Origin of the sequence: Duganella rivi (assembly GCF_009857435.1) — a bacterium.
GTDB classification, from domain to species: Bacteria; Pseudomonadota; Gammaproteobacteria; order Burkholderiales; family Burkholderiaceae_D; genus Rugamonas; species Rugamonas rivi.
Genome location: NZ_WWCK01000002.1, coordinates 644,145 through 663,735, shown reverse-complemented (window position 1 = coordinate 663,735; position 19,591 = coordinate 644,145). Strand labels below are relative to the sequence as shown.

The following is a 19,591-nucleotide window of genomic DNA, read 5'->3' as shown; positions in this document are numbered from 1 at the left end:
TCTCCTTAGAAGTTCATGCGCACGCCGACACGGAAGGTACGGCCCACCGAGTCATACACGGCCGGATTGAGGCCGAGGCTGAGGTTGGTCTGCGGCACCAGCACCGGCGCGCGGTCGGCCAGGTTGTCGATCTTGAAGTAAGCCGACACCTGCTTCGAGTATTGGTAGTTGCCGCCAAAGTCGAAGTAGACCGCACCAGGCATGTGGTTGTCGTAGATGGTCGGATGCGCCGCCGTCGGCAGCGGGCAGTTGGTCTGGCACTCGATGTATTCGTTATTGAACACACCGGCGCCAATCCAGCGCTCGCTCAGGTTCAGGCCCAGCTTGCCGCCCATCAGGCCGTCCCACGACTGCTGCACCAGCGCTTTCCACTTCGGCGTGGCGCCGGTCATCGCGCCGGCGCCTTCGATTGGCGTGGTGCCCGGCACGCCCGGATCGGAGATCGAGTGGATCATGCGCGAGGCCAGGCCGCGCAGCGTGACCGTGCCCGGCAAGCCGAACTCGTTCATGTTCTTGCGGTAGGCCATCTCGAAGTCGACACCGCGCGTATGCAGCGAGGCGAAGTTGAAGCTCTGCGCTAGCACGTAGTTGGTGCCGGCAGGCCCGTTGATCGACACCGCCGAGCACACCTGCTGGTTGCCGCCGTAGCACAGGTCAACTTCCTGCTGCGGGTTCAGCGAGCTGATCACGTTGCGCACCTTGATGTCGTAGTAATCGACCGAGAAGTTGAAGTTGCGCGCCCAGCTCGGCTGGCTCAGCACCAGGCCGAACGAGTTGTTGCGTGCTTCTTCCGGCTTCAGCGCTGGATTGCCGACGTTGCGCTGCTGGATCTGGATCGACTGGCCCTGGTTGTTGTTGACGGCCTGGTTGGTCACAGTCATGGCGGCAAACAGTTCCGACAAGTTCGGCGCCCGCACATCCTTCGAGGCGACCGCGCGCAGACGCAGGCCGTCGATCGGGGTTTGCCACGTCGCGCCCAGCTTCCACGCGCGCGCCTTGCCGGCAGTGCTGTACTTCTCCTCGCGGTCAGCGATGTTGAGGTTGGCTTCGCCGAAGGTGGCCGACTTCAGGAACGGGATGTTCAGCTCGGCATACGCTTCACGCACGGTGAACGCGCCCTTGCCGTTGTGGTAGTTGCCCGCGAACCAGTTGTCGCCGGTGGTCGACAGGGTCGGGTCGGCCGGGTAGCTCGCGCTGTACGGCGACACGGTATCCAGCCCGGCGCCGTAAGGATCGCCGTACACCGAGTACTCTTCGCGGCGCCACTCGCCGCCAAACGCCAGCGAGATCGGGCCGGCCCAGCCTTGCGCCAGTTCACCATTGATGTTAGCGCTAACAACATTCTGCGATGAATCCGTATGCTGCATCGGCCCGGTCGATGGCGCGATGTAGTTCCAGCCCGCCATGTTGATCGGCACGTTGCCGAAGATATTGATCGGCTGGCAGCCGGCGGCGCGCGCGGCAGCACTGCGGCACACGATCTGGCCGGTGGCCGGATCCTTGATCGCGTCGATGGCGAAGTTGTAGCGCGGATTGAGCGTGATGTTGTTTACGTGGATCACAGTGGTGTTCTCGCCGTGCTCGGCGTAAGCGTCGTACGACCAGTCCTTGCCGAACAGCGCGAATTTACCGTTGGCGCCGATCACGCCGCGGCGCTGGGTGCGCATCGGGTTGACGCTGATGTTGGCCGGGAACTCGCCGTTCGAGGTGCCGACCGACATCACGCCAGTTGGGTAACCGGACACGCAACCGGCCGCCACCGATGCCGGCAGGTAGGCGTTGTCGCACTTGATCGACAGGTTGCCCTGCTTGGCCGCGCCCGGGTTCGGCGAGAACGCCGAGGTCACTTGCGCCCAGTTGCCGGTCACGTAGATTTCATTGTCGTCGTCCAGATTCCACGAGATGCGGGTGTAAGCCACCTTGCGCTTGAAGTTCATGGCCAGGTTGGTGCCGGCGCCGACGCTGCCCTCGCGGTCGCCGCCGATGCAGAAGTTGCCGACGCAATCGGTGCCGTACTGGAATGGATACGGCGTGCCGCCGGGGCCGAAGGCCGTGCCTTTCAGCGGGCCGTTGGTGATCAGGCCGTACTTGGCGTACTGGATGTGCTGGGCGTTGCTGATCATGCGGTAGCGCGGCAAGCCGGCCGCCTGCATTTCCTTGGTCGATTCCTGCAGGGCCGGGTTGTTGTACCAGGTACGGCCGCCGGCGCCCACCTGGCCGAAGCCCGGCGAGTCGATGCCGTTCTGCTTGGTGAATTCGCCGCTCACAGTCACGTGCAGCCGATCGTCGGCAAAGCCCTTGCCCCAGGCCGCTTGCACGGTGCCGGCCTTGTCGTCGTGGTACTTGGTTTCGCCGCCGGACACGTTGGCCTTGAAGCCAGTGAATTTCTTGTCGGTGATGAAGTTGACCACGCCGCCGATGGCGTCCGAGCCGTAGGATGCCGAGGCGCCGCCGGTGACCACGTCCACGCGCTTGACCAGCAATTGCGGGAACTGGCTGACGTCGGTCACGCCGGTCACGTTGGCGCCGACAACGCGCTGGCCGTCCAGCAGCGTCAGGGTACGCAGCGTGCCGAGGCCGCGCAGCGACAGCGACGACAAGCCCTGGATGCCGCTCGAGGTACTGAAGGTGTTGGTGGTGCGGCCGGTGCTGCCCTGCAAGGCTGGCAGTTCGATCAGCGATTCAAAGATGTTGGGCTTGGCGGCCTTGTCGAGGTCGGCCGACGACAGCGTGGTGGTCGGGGTCGGCTGGGTGAAGCCGCGCGCGGCAATGCGCGAGCCGGATACGACCACGGTGGTTTCCGCGGTCGGCTGGCTGGCGGTGGTGTCGGCGCTGGCCTTGGCCGGCGCTTCGGCCTGGGCTGGCTGGGCTGGCTGCGCTTCTTGGGCGTAGGCGGGCATGGCCAGTACGGCGCACGCGCCGGCGACGGCCAGGCAAATCAGTTTTTGAGGCAATGGTGTCTGCATGATGGTCTCCGTTTTTTTGATCAATGACGCAGCCTGTCGGTTAGGCGATGCGTCTACTGTTGCAAACTGCTTGCTACTGGTGTTGATGTGTTGCGGCCTCCCTGGTGTAATGATTATTGAAATTCGAATGCGTTTTGCCGTCGGCATCGAGCACTAGCGTCAGCCGGCGGCCGGCATGGCGCAAGCGCACGCGCGCGCGGGCCGGCCCGCGCAGTTGCACGCGCTGCGGACGCCCTGCCTGCCAATCCAGGTCTATTTCCAGCGCGCCGCGCAGGCGCAAGCCGCGCACCGCGCCGTTCGGCCACGCGCGCGGCAGGGCCGGCAGCAAATAGACTTCGCCGCCCCACGACTGCACCAGCATCTCCAGCACGCCGGCGGCGCCGCCGAAATTGCCGTCGATCTGGAATGGCGGATGGGCGTCGAACATATTCGGATAAGTGCGCTCGGGGCCAAGCAGGCCGCGCAGGATGGCCAGCGCGCGCTCGCCCTCGCCCATGCGCGCCCACAGCGCCAGCCGCCACGCCGTGGCCCAGCCGGTCGAGCGGTCGCCGCGCGTGTTCAGCGTGACCTTGGCGGCGGCGATCAGCGCCGGGGTGTCGCGCACATTGATTTGCTCGCTCGGGTAGACCGCGTACAAATGCGAGACGTGGCGGTGCTGCTGCTCCGGCGCGCCGGCATCCCAGTCCTCCAGCCACTCCTGCAACTGGCCTTGGGCGCCGATGCGGTCGGGCGCCAGCCGCGCGCGGGTGCGGGCCAGCGTGCGCGCCAACGCCGTATCAGGGTCGCGCAGCTCGCGGTGGGCCGCCAACGTCCATGCCAGCAGATCACGCACGATCTGGCGATCCATGGCCGGGCCGGCGCACAGCGCAAAGCCGGCATGGTGTTCGTTTTCAGGCGAGATCGACGGCGAGGTCAGCAGCCCGCGCCCTTGCGGATCAGCCACCAGCGTGTCGATGAAGAACAGCGATGCGCCCTTGAGCAGCGGGTAGATGCGGCGCAGCCACGCCGGGTCGCGCCCGTAGTCCCAGTGATCCCACAGGATCTGGCACAGCCAGGCGCCGCCGCACGGCCACATGCCCCAGTTGGGGCCGTCGATCGGCGCGCTGGCGCGCCACAAGTCGGTGTTGTGGTGTGCTACCCAGCCGCGCGCGCCGTACATGGCGCGCGCAGTCACGGCGCCGCTGCGCGCCAGCTCTTCCACCATGTTCAAGACCGGCTCCACGCACTCGGCCAGATTGGCCGCCTGCGCCGGCCAGTAATTCATCTCGGTGTTGATATTGATGGTGTACTTGGAACCCCACGGCGGATTGACGCCCTCGTTCCACATGCCCTGCAAATTGGCCGGCTGTCCACCCGGACGCGAGCATGACAGCAACAAATAGCGCGCGTACTGCACGTACAGCGCGGCCATGGCGGCAAGCTCGGGATCGGCGGCCTGTTCGGCGTTGGCAATGCGCGCATCAGTAGGCGCCGAGGCCAAGTTAGCGCTATCAAATTTGAGCGAAAAACGGCCGAACAAGGCGCGATGCGCTGCCACGTGGCGGGCGCGCAGCGCGGCGTATGGCTGCGCAATTGCCGCCTTGCTGGCGGCGCGCACCAGCGCCAGCGGATCGCCGCTGACGTCGGTGCTGCTGATATGGCTGGTGGCTGCGGCAATGATGATGGTCACGCTGGTGGCGCCCCGCACGCGCAGGCGCTCGCCCTCCACGGCAATCTGGCCGTCGCCCGCTGCGCACACGCGCAGCGCATAGCGCAGTGCGGACGGCACGCCGGCCGAGGCGATGTTGCGGCCTTGAATCAGCAGCGCGCCGGGGCCGTCGGCGCTGATGGCCAGCGCGGACGGGCGGCGCTCGGCGTCCAGCGACTCCACCTCGTCCCATGCGACGCCGGCAGCGCGGCGGTCGCCGTAGCGGACTTCGCGCGGGTGGCGATAGCCGAGGTCGAAATCGAGCATGCCGCCATCGGCGCTCAGTTGCATTACCACCACGCCATCGGGCGCACTGGCCAGCACTTCGCGCCGATAGCGGGCGCCGTTGCTGGTGAACTGGGTGGAGGCGATGGCGGTATCAAGATCGAGCGAACGCTGGTAGCCGCTGGCCTCGTCCAGACCATGGAAATCCAACAACAAATCGCCGGCTGCGCCGTATGGCATCTGCGACGAAGGCTTGGCGATCACGTCGCTGGCAGTCAATTCCGTGGCTTCGCGGTAGCGTCCGGCAGCGATCAGGGCGCGCACGCGCGGCAAGGCGGCCGCCGCGGCGGGATTGAGGGGATGGTAGGGGCCGCCGGCAAACAGGCTGCTTTCGTTCAGCTGCAAGCGCTCTTGCCGCACCCGTCCGAACACCATGGCGCCAACCCGGCCGTTACCGACAGGCAGCGCTTCGACCCACGGGCCGGCCGCTTGCCCGTACCACAGCGTCAGCGCGCCATCGGCCTGGGCATGGTCTGCGGTACTCAGGGCAGCGCCAGCCAGTCCGGGGAAGACAGTTGCCAACCCGGCCGAGACCAACAAGCGGCGCCGCGCCGGCAGCCCCAGTGTGTTCATCGTGTCCCCTGCTATTTTTGTTAGTATCATGTTACCAAACATTAAAATGTTTGCGGTAACATTTTTAATAAGTTAAATCACTGTAATCCTTTCATTGGCAGGCAACCAATAACTTTTTTAACTGGATCGATACCGTAATTGATATCGCACTGGGGCCAGTGCTAGGCTTGCCGCTCGGCGGCGGCCGGCCGGCGTTGTTTTTTCACCAGTGCGGCGGCCAGCATCTCGAACAGGGTACGCGCGGCCGGCGCCATCACGTGCTTGCGCTTGCTGATCAGGCCCAGCGTGCGGTGGATGGCCGGGTTCACCAGCGGCACGCCAACGATGCTGTCCGGCCGCCCCGGCAGTACCGACAGTCCGGGCACGGCCGCCACCCCCATGCCCGCCTCCACCAGCGCCAGCACGCCGGACACGTGGTTGACCTCGCAAAACACCGACGGGTGCTTCTCCACCCCGGCCAGCGCGGCATCGATCACGCTGCGGTTGCCGCTCGACTTGGCCACCGAGATGTAGCGTTCGCCCACCGTGTCCTTCCAGTTCAGCGTCTTGCGGCGCGCCAGCGGATGGTCGCGCCGCATGGCCAGCACGTAGCGTTCCTCGTAGATCGGCTGGAACACAATTTCCGCCTCTTCCGCCCCGGTAAAGTTGATGCCGAAGTCGGCCTCGCCGGCCAGCACCAGGTTCAGCACATCCTGCGCGCTCTCGTCGTGCACGCGCACGCGGATGCGCGGAAAACGCGCGCTGAAGTCGCTCAGCACGGCCGGCAGGAAGTGCCACACGGCCGACGGCACGCAGGCCAGCGTGACGGTGCCGGTACGGTGCGCGGCCAGGTCGGCCACGCCCAGCACCGCGTCCTCCAGCCCGTCCAGCGCGGTGCGCACGTTGAGCAGGAAGGCCTGGCCGACATTGGTCAGCTGCACGCGCCGCGTGGTGCGCTCGAACAGCTTGACGCCCAGGCCCTCTTCCAGTTTCTCGATACGCCGGCTCAGCGCCGACTGCGACAGGAACAGGTCGGCCGCGGCCTGGCGGAAACTGGCGCGCTCGGCCACGGCGACGAAGGCGTGCAAATCGTGCAAGTCGTAATTGATGCGCATGGTGCATTAATCCCGGTAAAAATTGCGATTATCAAATTATGCCATTTGGCGCATCATCCCGACACTGAACATTGAGCCTCAACAAGAAGGCCATCCTCAACGGAGACAGCATGCGCCATTCCTGCGCCCTCACCGCCCTGCTCATCGCCAGCGGCGCCTGCCAGGCACAAAACAGCATCAGCCTGTACGGCATCGTCGATGTCGGCCTGCGCAGCAGCAACGGCCTCGGCGCCAACAACGCCCCCACCGCCGACCGCAGCGGCGCGGTCAGCAGCGGCATCAATGAAACCAGCCGCTGGGGCATCCGTGGCCGCGAAGACCTGGGCGGCGGCTGGGGCGCGCTGGTGCGCCTGGAGGGCGGCATCAACGCCGACACCGGCTCCACGGCCAAGAGCGACCGCCTGTTCGACCGCCAGGCCTGGGCCGGGCTGGAAACGCCGTACGGCACGCTGGCGGCCGGACGCCAGCCCAGCCTGCTGTCCGACGCCCTGATCAGCGTCGATCCGCTCGGCAAGCGCGACGCCAGCTTTAACCCGAATATCAATGTGGCCGCGTTGAGCAACACCGCGTTCGGCACCCACGCCTTCGGCCGGCAATACGGCCCCAGCGGCTACAACGACAATTTCTACCGCCTCGACAACACGCTCAAATACACCGTCACTCACGGCCCATGGCAGGCGCGCGCGGCCTGGTCGGCCGGCGAGGTGGCTGGCGACAACAGCGCCGGCGCCGCCCATGGCGTGGCGCTGGCCTATCAGCGTCCGGACTGGACGGTGTCCGGCGCCAGCATGCAATTCCGCAGCCGCGACGGCTTGCCGCTCGATGCCTGGACGCTGGGCGCGGCCGTGCGCGCCGACGGCTGGCAGTTCAAGGCCAACGCGGCGCGCAACAAGGCCGAAACCGGCGCCGGCGCCGGCAAGCAGGTCAGCCAGCGCGTGCTGTCGGCCGGCGTCAGCCGCGAGGCCATGCCCGGCCTGCTGCTCACCACCGCTTTATACAGCGTGCGGCGCGAGGCCAGCGGCTTGCGCGACGACGGCTTCGACCGCGCTTTTGTGTTCCTCGAAAAGACGCTGGCGCCGCGCACCACGGCCTACGCGGAAGCCGACTACACCAGCTGGCGCGGCGACGCCGCCGGCCTGACCGGCGCCCGCGCCAACGACCGCCACGGCAGCGGCGTGACGCTCGGCCTCATGCAGAAGTTTTAACGCATTCATGCACACAAGGGAGTTCTTATGCGACCACATCACCTCAAACACAGTGCGCTGGCGGCACTGACCACCGTGGCGCTTGCCATCGGCGGTGCCGCCCCGGCCGCCGATCTGCACGTCGTCAGCTCGGGCGGTTTCGCCCAGGCCTACAAGGACTTGTCCGGCCCTTACGAGCGCAGCAGCGGCGACAAGCTGGTGTCCGCATGGGGCCCGTCAATGGGCGCCACCAGGAACGCCATCCCGGCCCGCCTCGATCGCGGCGAGCCGATCGACGTGGTCATCATGGTCGGCGATGCGCTTGACCAGCTGATGGCCGAGGGCCGTCTGGAACCGGGCAGCAAGGTGGTGCTGGCCAACTCGCCGATCGCCTGCGCCGTGCGCCAAGGCGCGGCGCGGCCCGACATCGGCAGCGTCGACGGCCTGCGCCAGGCTTTCCTGAAGGCGCAGCGCGTGGCCTATTCCGACAGCGCCAGCGGCGAATACATCAAGCGCCAACTGCTCGACAAACTGGGCATCCGCCAGCAGATGGAAGGCAAGGCGGCGCAGATTCCGGCCACGCCGGTGGGCGAGATCATCGCCCACGGCGAGGCCGATTTCGGCTGCCAGCAGCGCAGCGAATTGAAGCCGGTAGCCGGCATCGACATCGTCGGCCTGCTTCCGCCGGAAGTCCAGCTGCGCACGCAGTTTTCCGGCGCCGTGGTGCGCGGCGCCAGCCAGCCAGAGCGCGCACGCGCCCTGCTGCGCTTCCTGGCCGCGCCCGACAACGCAGCCGCCATCGAGGCCACCGGGCTGGAACCGGTCGCCGCCGCGCATTGAACCCTCTCCCTGAAAGCTCATCATGAACACGCAAACCACCACTGCCAGCCACGCCGCACCGGCGGCAACCGCAACCAAAACGGCGCGCGCGCCCTCCAAGCTGGGCGCCGTCATCCGCGTCACCAGCGGCAACTTCATTGAAATGTATGACTTCTTCCTGTTTGGCTTCTATGCCACCCAGATCGCCAACGCCTTCTTCCCGGCCACCAGCGAATACGCGGCGCTGATGATGACCTTCGCCACCTTTGGCGCCGGCTTCTTCATGCGGCCGCTGGGCGCCATCTTCCTCGGCAGCTACATCGACCGCATCGGCCGCCGCAAGGGCCTGGTGCTGACACTGGCCATCATGGCCTCCGGCACGGCGCTGATCGCCTTCGTGCCTGGCTACGCCACCATTGGCCTGGCGGCGCCGTTCCTGGTGCTGATCGGCCGCCTGCTGCAAGGCTTCTCGGCCGGCGTGGAACTGGGCGGCGTATCGGTCTACCTGTCCGAGATGGCGACGCCGGGCAACAAGGGCTTCTACGTCAGCTGGCAGTCGGCCAGCCAGCAGGTGGCGGTGATCTTCTCCGCCGCGCTCGGCTATGGCCTGAACCACGCCATGCCGAAGGACGTGATTGCCGACTGGGGCTGGCGCATCCCGTTCTTCATCGGCTGCTCGATCATTCCGGTGGTGTTCTACATCCGCCGCTCGCTGCAGGAAACCGAAGCCTACCTCAAGCAGAAAAGCCATCCGACCTTCCGCCAGATGATGCGCACCATCGCCGTCAACTGGCAGTTGGTGACGGTGGGCGCGATGCTGGTGGTGCTGACCACGGTGGCGTTCTACATGATCACCGTGTACACGCCGACCTTCGGCAAGAGCGTGCTCAAGCTGAGCACCGAGGAAGCGCTGCTGGTGACGCTGTGCGTGGGCGTGTCGAATTTCATCTGGCTGCCGGTGATGGGCGCGCTGTCGGATCGCATCGGCCGCTGGCCGGTGATGGTGGCCTGCGCCGCGCTGACCATGCTGACCGCCTACCCTGCGCTGTCGTGGCTGATCGCCAACCCCAGCTTCGGCAATATGGTGATGGTGGAACTGTGGCTGTCCTTCCTGTACGGCAGCTACAACGGCGCCACCATCGTCGCCCTGACCGAGATCATCCCGGCGCAGGTGCGCACCACCGGTTTCTCGCTGGCCTACAGCCTGGCGACCGCGCTGTTCGGCGGCCTGACGCCGCTGCTGTCGACCTGGATGATCGAGGCCAGCGGCGACAAGGCCGCGCCCGGCTATTGGATGGCGGGCGCGGCCACCATCAGCCTGATCGCCACGGTGCTGGTGTACCGCGGCATCGTCAAGGAACGGGGCACGGCGTCAGCCTGATAGCCCTTCCATGGCGCGCAGGCGCGCGCGGCAGCGCTCGACGCAGGTGCGCAAGGCTGCTTCAACGATGCCGCGCTGGCGCTCGAAACGCTGGCTCGGCATCACCACCGAAATCGCCAGCAGCACGCCCTGATGCACGCCGACCGGCAAGCCGATCGCACTTCGGCCCAGCGCGTGTTCTTCCCGGTCATAGGCAAAACCGCCGGCACGGATGTCATCGAGCTGCTGCGTAAGCGCCGCCAGGTCGGCCACCGTGTGCTCGGTCAGCCGTTGCAGCGGCGCGCCGCCGTACAAGCCGGCGACTTCTTCCCCGGACAAGTCCGACAGCAAAGCCTTGCCGCTCGCCATGGTGTAAGCCGGATACACCGCGCCCACCGCCGGCAGCGCGCGCTCCTTCTGGTCGGACAGGAAGCGATCCATGAACAGCACTTCGCCCCCGCTCAGGGTCGACAGGTCGATGGTTTCATGGGTGGCCTCGAACAGCTGGTACAGGGCGGCGCGCAATTCCTGGGCGATGCCCGAGCCCGGCAACTCGCCCAAGCGCCGCAAGCCCCAGCCGGGACGCACGCCGCCGGCGCCGGCCTGCACCAGATGTTCCATTTCCAGCGCATCGACGATGCGCTGCACGGTCGAGCGCGCCAATCCGGTGGCATTGGCCAGCTTGCCCAGGCTCAGCCCATCGGGCTGGGCGCCGACCTCGCGCAGGATAGCGGCCGCCCGGGCAATGACTTGTATTCCTTCCATCTATTTCTCCATGCTCAGCAAACTGTACCGCATCGTGATACACTAACTGTACCGCCTAACGATACAGATTATTATGACACGGAAATACATCCCTCCCCATTCGCCGTTTTACATTGTCATGCTTGGCTTGCTGTCGGCGCTGCCGCCGCTGGCCATTGACATGGGCCTGCCCGCCATTCCGGCGCTGGAAGCGGCCTTCCACATCGACATCGGCGCCGCCACCCGCACCCTGACCGTATTCCTGCTCGGCTTCTCGGTCGGCCCCATCCTGTTCGGCCCGCTGTCAGACCGCTACGGCCGCAAGCCGGTGCTGCTGCTGGGGCTGGGCTTATTCTCGCTGGTGTCGCTGGCCTGTGCCTGCACCGGGCAGATCGCCGACTTGCTGCTGCTCCGCCTGTTACAAGGCGTGGCGGCCGGCGCGGCGGCGGCCCTGCCGGCGGCCATCGTGCGCGACGTGTTCACCGGCCATGCCGCGCTGTCGCGCCAATCGTATGTGGCGCTGGTCAATGCGGTGGCGCCGCTGGTGGCGCCCTTGCTCGGCGCCGGCCTGCTGGCGTTCGGCAGTTGGCGCCTGATCTATGGCTGCCTCGGCGTGATCGGGCTGGTGCTGCTGGTGCTGGGCGCGCTCGGCTACCAGGAAACGCGCCCGCCCCAGGCGAACGCGCAGAATCCCTTCAGCGCCGCCCTCTCGGCCTACAGCCAGGTATTGCGCAACAAGCATTATCTGGTTCACGCCGGACTGCTGGCAGCCTCGTTCGGCACCATGTTTGCCTACATCACCGGCTCCTCGGCAGTGTTCATCGACATGCTGGGCGTATCGAGCGCCGCCTATGGCGCGCTGTTCGCGCTGACGGCCGCCGGCACCATCAGCGGCGCGGCGGCCGGCGCCAGGCTGGCGCACCGCTGGAACCCGGGCAGGCTGCTGGCCGGCGCTGTCATCGCCTCGGCCTTGATATGCGGCGCGCTGCTGGTGGCGGCCCTGTGCGGCGTCCACTCGGTGGCCGTGGTCGCGGCCTTCGTCCTGTTGAGCAATGTGTGCGCCGGCATCGTCATGCCGCACGCCACGCACCAGGCGCTGGCCACGGTCGGCCAGGTGGCCGGCAGCGCCTCCGCCCTGCTGCGCTCGATCCAGATGCTGGCCGGCGCCAGCGCCGGTGCATTGATCGGACTGCTGTCCGGCAACCCGCTGTCGGTAATGGCCACCGTCATGACGCTGTATGCCGTGCTCGGCGTGGTTTTCCTCGTGGTAAGCTCTCGGCTATTTTATTCTAAGAAAGAGCCGCAATGAATCCAGTCGCACGCGCTGTTGCCGTAGCCCTCGCCGCCCTGCCCCTGCTGGCGCACGCCGCCCCCGTCACGCTGATCCAGGCCGGCCACGTGCTGGATAAACCGGGCCAGGCGCCACGCGCGGCCACCACGCTGGTGGTGGAAGGCGGCAAGATCAGCGCCGTGCTCGATGGTTTTATCGGATCTGAGAAATATCCCGAAGCGCGCATCATCGACCTGCGCACGCGCTACGTGCTGCCGGGCCTGATCGACAGCCACGTGCACCTGACTTCCGACCGCGCCGGCAACGACGGCGCGCTGGCCCTGGTCACCACCAGCCAGGCCGCCTGGGCCTACGAGGCGGAAATGAACGCGCACAAGACGCTGCAAGCCGGCTTTACCAGCGTGCGCAACCTGGGCGACGGCCCCGAAGGCATCACCTTGGCGCTGCGCGACGCCATCAACAAGGGCTGGGTGCAAGGGCCGCGCATCATCGACGCCGGCACGCCGATCTCCGCCACTGCGGGCCACATGGACGGCCGCCTCGGCTACGCCGACTGGGTACAGGAACACATCGCCGACGACAACCTGTGCGACGGCGTGGAAAGCTGCCGCCGCGCCGTGCGCAAGCAGATCGGCCGTGGCGTGGACGTGATCAAGATCGCCACCACTGGCGGCGTGAACAGCGTGGTCGGCGCCGGCGTAGGCAAGCAGATGTTCGACGACGAGGCCAAGGCGCTGATCGAAACGGCCCACCTGTATGGCAAGAAAGTGGCGGTGCACGCGCACGGCGACGGCGGCATCAACCTGGCGCTGGCCGCCGGCGCCGACTCCATCGAACATGGCACGCTGCTCGATGAACAGGGCGTGAAACTGTTCCTGCAATCGGGCGCCTACTACGTGCCAACCCTGTCCACCATCAACGGCTACAAGGAACGGCTGGCAGCCGATCCCAACGCCTATTCGCCGGACGTGCTGGCGAAGATCAAGTGGCGCATCGGCATCACCGGCAAGGCGTTCAAGCTGGCGCATGACAAGGGCGTGAAGATTGCGTTCGGCACCGACGCCGGCGTGTCTAAACACGGGCGCAATGCCGATGAATTTGAATTGATGGTGCAGTTCGGCATGACGCCGATGGAAGCCATTCAGGCGGCCACGGTCAACGCCGCCGCCCTGCTCGGCATCGGCAGCACGGCCGGCACGCTGGAGGCCGGCAAGAGCGCCGACCTGATCGCGGTCGGCGCCGATCCGCTGCGCGACATTACCGAGCTCAAGCGCGTGCGCTTCGTGATGCGGGCCGGCGCGGTGGCCAAGGCCGAGTAGCCGTCGCTATAACCAGATAATCAGCGCTGCCAGGCCGATGATCAGGCCGGCCTTGGTCACCTGGTAGGCAGTCTTGTTCCATGCCTTGTAGCGCCGCCGGTACTGGCCCATCACATAGGAGATGGTGAACAGCTTGCTGATCACGCCGGTCTGGTCGCCGGTCTCGTTGGGCGAACTGGCGGCCGTCATGAGCGTGCGCCCCAGCCAGCGGTTGATCGCCTGAGCCCAGCGGAAGCGCATCGGGCGCTCAATATCGCAGAACAAGATCACGCGGTTGCTCTCGCTGCCGTTGACGGCCCAGTGGATAAAGGTCTCGTCGAACACCACGCTCTGGCCGTCGCGCCAGCTATGGCGCTGCCCGTCAACCTCGATGAAACAGCGGTCGTCGTTCGGCGTCATCAGGCCGAGGTGATAGCGCAGCGAACCGGCATACGGGTCGCGGTGCGGGTTGAGCTTGGCGCCGGGCGGCAACTCGGCAAACATCGCCGCTTTCACCGACGGGATACCGCGCAGCAGCGCCACCGTCTGCGGGCACAGGCGTTCGGCGGACGGGTGGCCCGCACCGTACCACTTGAGGTAAAAGCGCTTCCAGCCGGTCTTAAAGAAGGAATTGAAGCCGGCGTCGTTGTTTTGCTCGGCAGCCTTGATTTTTTGCAGCGCCAGCAAGTTCACGGCCTCGGCCCGGATGACTTGCCAGTTCTGCTGCAGCGGCGCTAGCTCATCCCATCGCTCCGCCTCCAGGAACGGCTGCGCGGGCACCCGCGAGAACAGCTGCATGAACAGGTTGATCGGCGCCATGAACGACGAGTGGTCGAACAACTGGCGCATGAAAGGCAGGCGCACCTTGCCGCGAAAGTGCACATGCAGAACACAGAAAAATAAAAAACCCACGACGGCGTACTTCATAGCCCAACCTCTTACACTTTGATAAGTTGTCATTGTACTGTCATTTTCGGCGGGCTGCCTCGTACCTCGGCGGGAGCCACCATGGTGGCGCTTTTTCATTTTGGAGCGGGAGAAGAGTCTCGAACTCTCGACCTCAACCTTGGCAAGGTTGCGCTCTACCAACTGAGCTACTCCCGCTTAGGGTCTCGCAACAGCTCCCAAAGCGCCTGCGCCCCGTTGCGGTTCACGGCGCAGTGACTTACTCTTCCAGCAACGCCAACGCTGCTGGAAAATCGAGCGCTTGTATGCGCTGGGCGACATCGCGCAACTGGGCGTCGCCGCTGTCGGCCAGTTGCTCGACCCACTCCAGTGCACGCAGGTTGCCCGCGGCCAGCAGCGCCGCCAGCCCGTCCGGCGGCTGTGCTGGCACGGCCACCGCTACCGCTGGCGGCGGCGCTGTAGCGCTGACCGCAGCGGCCAACGCTACCCGCAGCTGCTGCATGGCGCCGGCGCAGGCCTTCTGCAATGCCGTGGTCCGGGCCAGCAGCGCGTCGTCGGTTTCGCCGCGCTTGACGGCCAGCTCCAGCGCGGCCGCTTCGGCCGCCAGCGCACGCGCGCCCAGCGTGGCCGCCAGGCCCTTGTAGGTATGCAGCGCCACGCCCGCCTCGGCCCGCTCGCCGCTGCGCAGCGCCGCCACCGCCTGGGCCGCCAGGTCGCGGCCTTGGCCGGCAAAGCCGTCCAGCGCGCGCTGGTAGAGCTTGTCGTTGCCGCCAAAGCGCGCCAGTACCAGCGCGGCCGCCTCGTTGCTCTCGGCCGCCGGCGCCGGCGCCGGCGCGGCCGAGCGCAGCAAACAGCACACCAGTTGTTCGAGGTCGATCGGCTTGCCGACATGGTCATCCATGCCGGCCGCCAGGCAACTGGCGCGGTCGGCGTCGCCGGCGTTGGCGGTCATGGCCACGATGCGCAGCGCCGGCCCCAGCGCGGCACGGATGCGCTGCGTCGCTTCCAGGCCATCCATTTCCGGCATCTGCATGTCCATCAGCACCACGTCGGGCAGGCTGGTCGCGGCCAGCAGGTAATCGACGCCCTCCCGGCCATTTTCGGCCAGTGCCACCTGCGCGCCTTCGTTGCCCAGCAGCTCGCCGGCCACTTCGCGGTTAAGCGAATTGTCTTCCACCAGCAGGATGCGCATGCCCTGCAGGCGCCGCGGCGCCGGCTCCAGCTGCGGCGGCGCCGCTGGGCCATCGAGCGCGCGCTGCACCGCTTGCGCCAGCATGTGCGGGGTGGCCGGCATGCTCAGCACTTCGCCGGAGGCGGGCGCCGCACAGCCCGGCGCCAACAGCACCAGTGGCTGGGCGCTGGCGGCGGCGTGGCGCTCCAGCGTGGCGCGCTGGTGCAACGATTGGTCCATCAGCACCGCGTCATAGCGCTGCAGCGACAGCGCTTGCAACGCCGCCAGGCCGTCGCCAGCCAGGGTCGCAGTCCAGCCCAGGCCGCAGGCCATGCGCTGCAGGGCGCCGCCGGCTACCGCATGGCCGTGCGCGATCAGCAGCGTGCACGGCGGCAGGGCCGGCGCCGGCGCCGGCGCGCCGCAGCCCAGATCGACCTCGAACCAGAAGCAACTGCCCTGGCCCGGTGTGCTGTCGAGCTGCAGGCTGCTGCCCATCAGGCCCAGCAGGCGGCGGCTGATCACCAGTCCCAGCCCGGTACCGCCGTAGCGGCGCGAGATCGATGCTTCGGCCTGGGTGAAGCCGTCGAAGATGCCGGCTTGCTGCGCGGGGCTGATGCCGATGCCGGTATCGGTCACGGCCACCCGCAAGCGCAGCCTACCTTCGCTGCAGGCCTGCACGCGCAGGCACACGCTCACTTCGCCGCGCTCGGTAAACTTGAGGGCGTTGCCGGCCAGGTTGATCAGGATTTGCTGCAGCCGCAGGCGGTCGCCGATCAGCACCGCCGGCAGCTGCGGATCCAGGTCGAAGATCAGTTCCACCGGCTTGCCGCCCTGGTTGCCGCCTAGCACCACCGCCAGGTCGCGCAGCATGGCATCGCTGTCGAACGGATGCGGGTCCAGCTGTAGTTTGCCCACCTCGATCTTGGAATAGTCGAGCACGTCGTTAAGCAGCTGCAGCAGGGCGCGCGCGGCGCTGCCGGCCTTGGCCAGGCAGTCGCGCTGGCGCGGCGCCAGCGGCGTGGCCTGCACCAGTTGCAGCATGCCCAGCACCGCGTTCAGGGGGGTGCGGATTTCATGGCTCATATTGGCCAGGAAATTGGACTTGGCGGCGCTGGCGGCCAGCGCTTCCTCCTTGGCCCGCTCGAGCGACGACAGCAGCTCGTGGCGCTGGGTGATGTCCATCGCCACCCCGAGGTAGCCGCTCAGCTCGCCCTGCGCGCCGTACATGGCGGTGACGATCAGCGACACCGTCAGGCGGCTGCCGTCCTGCCGGATATAGGTCCATTCGCGGGTTTCGGCGCCGGCCCGCTCGGCCGCCAGCACCAGCGCCTCGAATGGACCGACCAGCCGCCCTTCCCGTTCGCTCAGTTCGGCGGCATAGGCCGCCACCTCGCCGGGATCATGGAAGCGCATCGGCGTCGCGCCCCGCAGCATGGATTCGGCATGGTAGCCCAGCATGCGCTCGGCGCCGCGGTTGAACACGGTAATGCTGCCGTCCACGGCACAGGCGATGATGGCCACGCCGGTGGCCGCGTCCAGCACATTGCTCAGCATCAGGTTGGTGTCGCGCAGCTGCGCGGTGCGCTGGGCCACCGTGTCTTCCAGGCGCGCGTTGGCGGCGCGCACGCGCAGTTCGGCGGCCTTGCGTTCGGTAATATCGCGCACCGTCTTGGCGGCGCCGATCACGCTGCCGTCCGGGTGTCGTACCGGCGCCACCGCCACCCACACATCGACCAGATGGCCGTCGCGGTGCAGGCGCTGGGTTTCAACATCGGGCACGGTCTCGCCCGCCTTCAGCCGGCGCAAGATGTCGCGTTCCTCGTACTGCAAATGGACCGGCACCAGCAATTCGCCGACCGTATGGCCGAGCGCCTGCGCCGCGCTATGGCCGAACAGGCGTTCAGCGCCGCGGTTCCAGCTGGTGATGCGGCCCTGCATATCCTTGCCGATAATCGCATCGGCTGAACTGTCGACGATGGCAGCCAGGCGCGCCTGGCCAGCCAGGGCTTCGTCGCGGCGGCGGCGCCCGGCGGCGGCCACGGCCAGCAGCGCCGCCAGCGCGGCGGTCAGCGCCAGTCCGGCGGCAAACACCACGCCCGGCGACGGCAAGTGCTGGCGCAAGACATAAGTGTCTCCGGCCTGCACCGTCAGCCGCCAGCGGCGGCCATGGGTGTCCAGTGTGGTGCTGGCGCGCAGCGTATCGGCTTCGGCGTGTTCGAGACGCGGCAGCACCCGGATCGGCACGCGCTCGGTAATGTCGTCCAGGCTGAAAGTCAGGCCGCCGGCTTCGGCGCCGACGTCCTGCACCACTTTCTCGATGCGCAGCGCGGCGTAGGTCCAGCCCAGCAGCGCCGCGTCGCGCAGCGCGCGGGGCGGCACCGCGCCGCCGGCATACACAGGCAGCACCAGCAGGAAGGCTGGGCGCACTTCGCCGCTGCCGAACAGCATCACCGGCGGCGTCATGCGCGCATCGCCGTCGTGCATGGCCAGCTCGGCGGTGTGGCGGCGCAGCTGTTCCGAGCCCAGGTCCAGTCCCAGCAGCGGCTGGCCGCCGTCCAGCGAGCGGTAAGCCTGCACCACATAGCGGTCCTGCTGGTGACGGCTGAATTCACGCAGATAGAAATCCGGCTGGCGGCTGCGCTGGTCGCGCACGAATGCGGCTTCCTGGTGCCGGGCCACGCGCCGCACGAAGCCGAAGCTGCGCGCGCTGCCCAGTTCCTGTTCGGGCGCCAGGCTGGCCAGGTAGAGATTGAGTTCAGACTGGCCCATGTGCGCCGCGCCGGCCGTCAGCACCACGCCGCGCAAGCCTTGCAAGGCATCGAGGTAGCGTCCCAGGTGTTGCTGCATGTGGGCGGCCGCCGTGTTGCCGGCCACCTGCAGCCGCTGCTGCAGCAGGCGCTGGTTCTGTCCTTGCTGGTAGAACGCGGCGGCGCTGCTGAGCACCAGGCCGGCCGCCGCCAGCAACCATGGCGCGCGCCAGCGGTGCCAGATGGCGGCCGTGCTCATGGCGGACCGGCATCGACGCAGGCGCAGTCGCGGCCGGCGCCTTTGGCGCGGTAGAGCTGGGCGTCGGCACGCGCCAGCAACTGATTCACGCTGTCGTTGCCGTCGGTGACTGCCACGCCCAGGCTGAGCGAGACAGTACCGCCGGCCGTGCCCGCCGCATGCGGCAACTGCAAGGCGCGCACTTGCTGGCACAGGTGTTGCGCCAGCCGCAAGGCGTCGTCCCTCCCCAAGCCCGGCAGCAGCACCGCGAATTCTTCCCCGCCATAGCGGGCGACGAAATCGCCGGGCCGGCGCAAGCCCGCTTGCAGCGCGGTCGCCACCTGGGTCAGGCAGGCGTCGCCGGCCTGGTGGCCGTACAGGTCATTGTAGCGCTTGAAGAAATCGACGTCGCCGAGCATCAGCGTCAGCGGGGCGCCGCTGCGCCGCGCGACGGCCAGCGCGGTGTCCGCCTGCTGGTCGAAATAGCGCCGGTTGGGAATGCCGGTCAAGCCATCCAGAAAGGCCAGCCGCTGCAATGCCTCGGCCTGGCGCCGCAGCGTCAGGTGTACTTGCATGCGGTGGCGCAGCGTCATCGGATTGAGCGGCTTGCTGACGAAATCGACCGCGCCGGCTTCCCAGCAGGCTGACTCCTCGACCGGGTCGGTGCTGGCGGTAATGAAAATCACCGGAATGGCGGCGGTGCGCTGATCCTGCTTGAGGCGCTCGGCCACCGCCATGCCGCTCATGCCGGGCATGACCAGATCCAGCAGCACGATGTCCGGCTGCTGCGCCTGGCATATGGCGATGCCGTCGGCGCCGCTGGTGGCCATCAGCACCTCGTACTGCTGCGATAGCATGCTGTAGACGGTCTGGATATTCAGTGGCTGGTCGTCAATCACCAGCACCGTGGCGCGCGCCGACGCCGGCGCTTGCAAAGGGAAATGCATCATACTGCCCATGATGCACGCCGCAACAAAGAAATAAGGGAAAACATGACACGCTCCTGCTAGGCCTTCCGCCGCTGCGCAGCAGTCGTTGCGGGGCCGGTTCCGGGGAGCGGCGGGAAGGGGCCGCGTCAGCTGTCTCCTGCCCGGACGGGGAGCAGGCCAGCCATTGCAGCGCGCAGCCGCCGCAGCAGGATGGGGCCGCGGCATGGTTCTGGCGCTGTCACGATCAATGATTACAGACTATCACAAAAAATTTCCTAAAACCAATTTCGTCGCCACTT

General features: G+C 67.1%; 12 protein-coding genes and 1 tRNA gene. 5 read left to right on the top strand and 8 right to left on the bottom strand.

The genetic code is table 11. From position 1 onward, the window contains the following. Positions 1 to 5 precede the first annotated feature (5 nt). The 3 genes from GTP45_RS07625 to GTP45_RS07615 form a co-directional block, all read right to left on the bottom strand. Positions 6 to 2,966 (bottom strand): TonB-dependent receptor domain-containing protein, encoded by a 2,961-nt coding sequence (locus GTP45_RS07625; protein WP_161013248.1) that lies wholly within the window; start codon positions 2,964 to 2,966, stop codon positions 6 to 8. Between the two features lie 73 nt (positions 2,967 to 3,039). Continuing rightward, entirely contained in the window at positions 3,040 to 5,511 is a 2,472-nt protein-coding gene (locus tag GTP45_RS07620; RefSeq protein ID WP_161013247.1) for a glycoside hydrolase family 95 protein, read from the bottom strand. A gap of 161 nt (positions 5,512 to 5,672) precedes the next feature. Beyond that, entirely contained in the window at positions 5,673 to 6,605 is a 933-nt protein-coding gene (locus tag GTP45_RS07615) for a LysR family transcriptional regulator (protein WP_161013246.1), read from the bottom strand. 110 nt (positions 6,606 to 6,715) lie between these two features. Between GTP45_RS07615 and GTP45_RS07610 the strand changes: the two genes are divergently transcribed. From GTP45_RS07610 to GTP45_RS07600, 3 genes are read left to right on the top strand one after another with little or no spacing between them, the layout of a single operon-like run. Then, positions 6,716 to 7,810, top strand: coding sequence for a porin (locus GTP45_RS07610; protein ID WP_161013245.1), 1,095 nt, complete (start codon positions 6,716 to 6,718; stop codon positions 7,808 to 7,810). 27 nt (positions 7,811 to 7,837) lie between these two features. Beyond that, positions 7,838 to 8,629, top strand: coding sequence for a substrate-binding domain-containing protein (locus GTP45_RS07605; protein WP_161013244.1), 792 nt, complete (start codon positions 7,838 to 7,840; stop codon positions 8,627 to 8,629). Between the two features lie 22 nt (positions 8,630 to 8,651). Beyond that, positions 8,652 to 9,989, top strand: coding sequence for an MFS transporter (locus GTP45_RS07600; protein ID WP_161013243.1), 1,338 nt, complete (start codon positions 8,652 to 8,654; stop codon positions 9,987 to 9,989). On the opposite strand, the gene GTP45_RS07595 is transcribed toward GTP45_RS07600, so the two are convergent. After that, positions 9,981 to 10,733: an IclR family transcriptional regulator gene (locus tag GTP45_RS07595; RefSeq protein WP_161013242.1), complete on the bottom strand. Its 753-nt coding sequence runs from the start codon at positions 10,731 to 10,733 to the stop codon at positions 9,981 to 9,983. The genes GTP45_RS07600 and GTP45_RS07595 overlap by 9 nt on opposite strands. A 73-nt stretch (positions 10,734 to 10,806) precedes the next feature. On the opposite strand from GTP45_RS07595, the gene GTP45_RS07590 reads away from it, so the two are divergent. Together GTP45_RS07590 and GTP45_RS07585 are read left to right on the top strand one after the other, a co-directional pair. After that, positions 10,807 to 12,021 (top strand): multidrug effflux MFS transporter, encoded by a 1,215-nt coding sequence (locus GTP45_RS07590; RefSeq protein WP_161013241.1) that lies wholly within the window; start codon positions 10,807 to 10,809, stop codon positions 12,019 to 12,021. Then, the gene (locus GTP45_RS07585; protein ID WP_161013240.1) at positions 12,018 to 13,322 is read left to right on the top strand and encodes a metal-dependent hydrolase family protein; all 1,305 of its coding nucleotides are present in this window, start codon (positions 12,018 to 12,020) and stop codon (positions 13,320 to 13,322) included. The genes GTP45_RS07590 and GTP45_RS07585 overlap by 4 nt, the downstream gene beginning before the upstream one ends. A gap of 6 nt (positions 13,323 to 13,328) precedes the next feature. On the opposite strand, the gene lpxO is transcribed toward GTP45_RS07585, so the two are convergent. The 4 genes from lpxO to GTP45_RS07565 form a co-directional block, all read right to left on the bottom strand. Further along, complete coding sequence (gene lpxO / locus GTP45_RS07580) at positions 13,329 to 14,228, bottom strand: lipid A hydroxylase LpxO (protein ID WP_161013239.1); 900 nt, start codon at positions 14,226 to 14,228, stop codon at positions 13,329 to 13,331. A 101-nt stretch (positions 14,229 to 14,329) separates the two neighbouring features. Continuing rightward, positions 14,330 to 14,405 (bottom strand) — tRNA-Gly (locus GTP45_RS07575). A 61-nt stretch (positions 14,406 to 14,466) separates the two neighbouring features. After that, positions 14,467 to 18,384 (bottom strand): CHASE domain-containing hybrid sensor histidine kinase/response regulator, encoded by a 3,918-nt coding sequence (locus GTP45_RS07570; protein WP_161013238.1) that lies wholly within the window; start codon positions 18,382 to 18,384, stop codon positions 14,467 to 14,469. After that, a complete protein-coding gene (locus tag GTP45_RS07565; protein WP_161013237.1) occupies positions 18,381 to 19,322 on the bottom strand; it encodes a diguanylate cyclase domain-containing protein in 942 nt (313 codons plus the stop codon). Before GTP45_RS07565 ends, GTP45_RS07570 begins: the two co-directional genes overlap by 4 nt. Between the last annotated feature and the right edge of the window lie 269 nt (positions 19,323 to 19,591).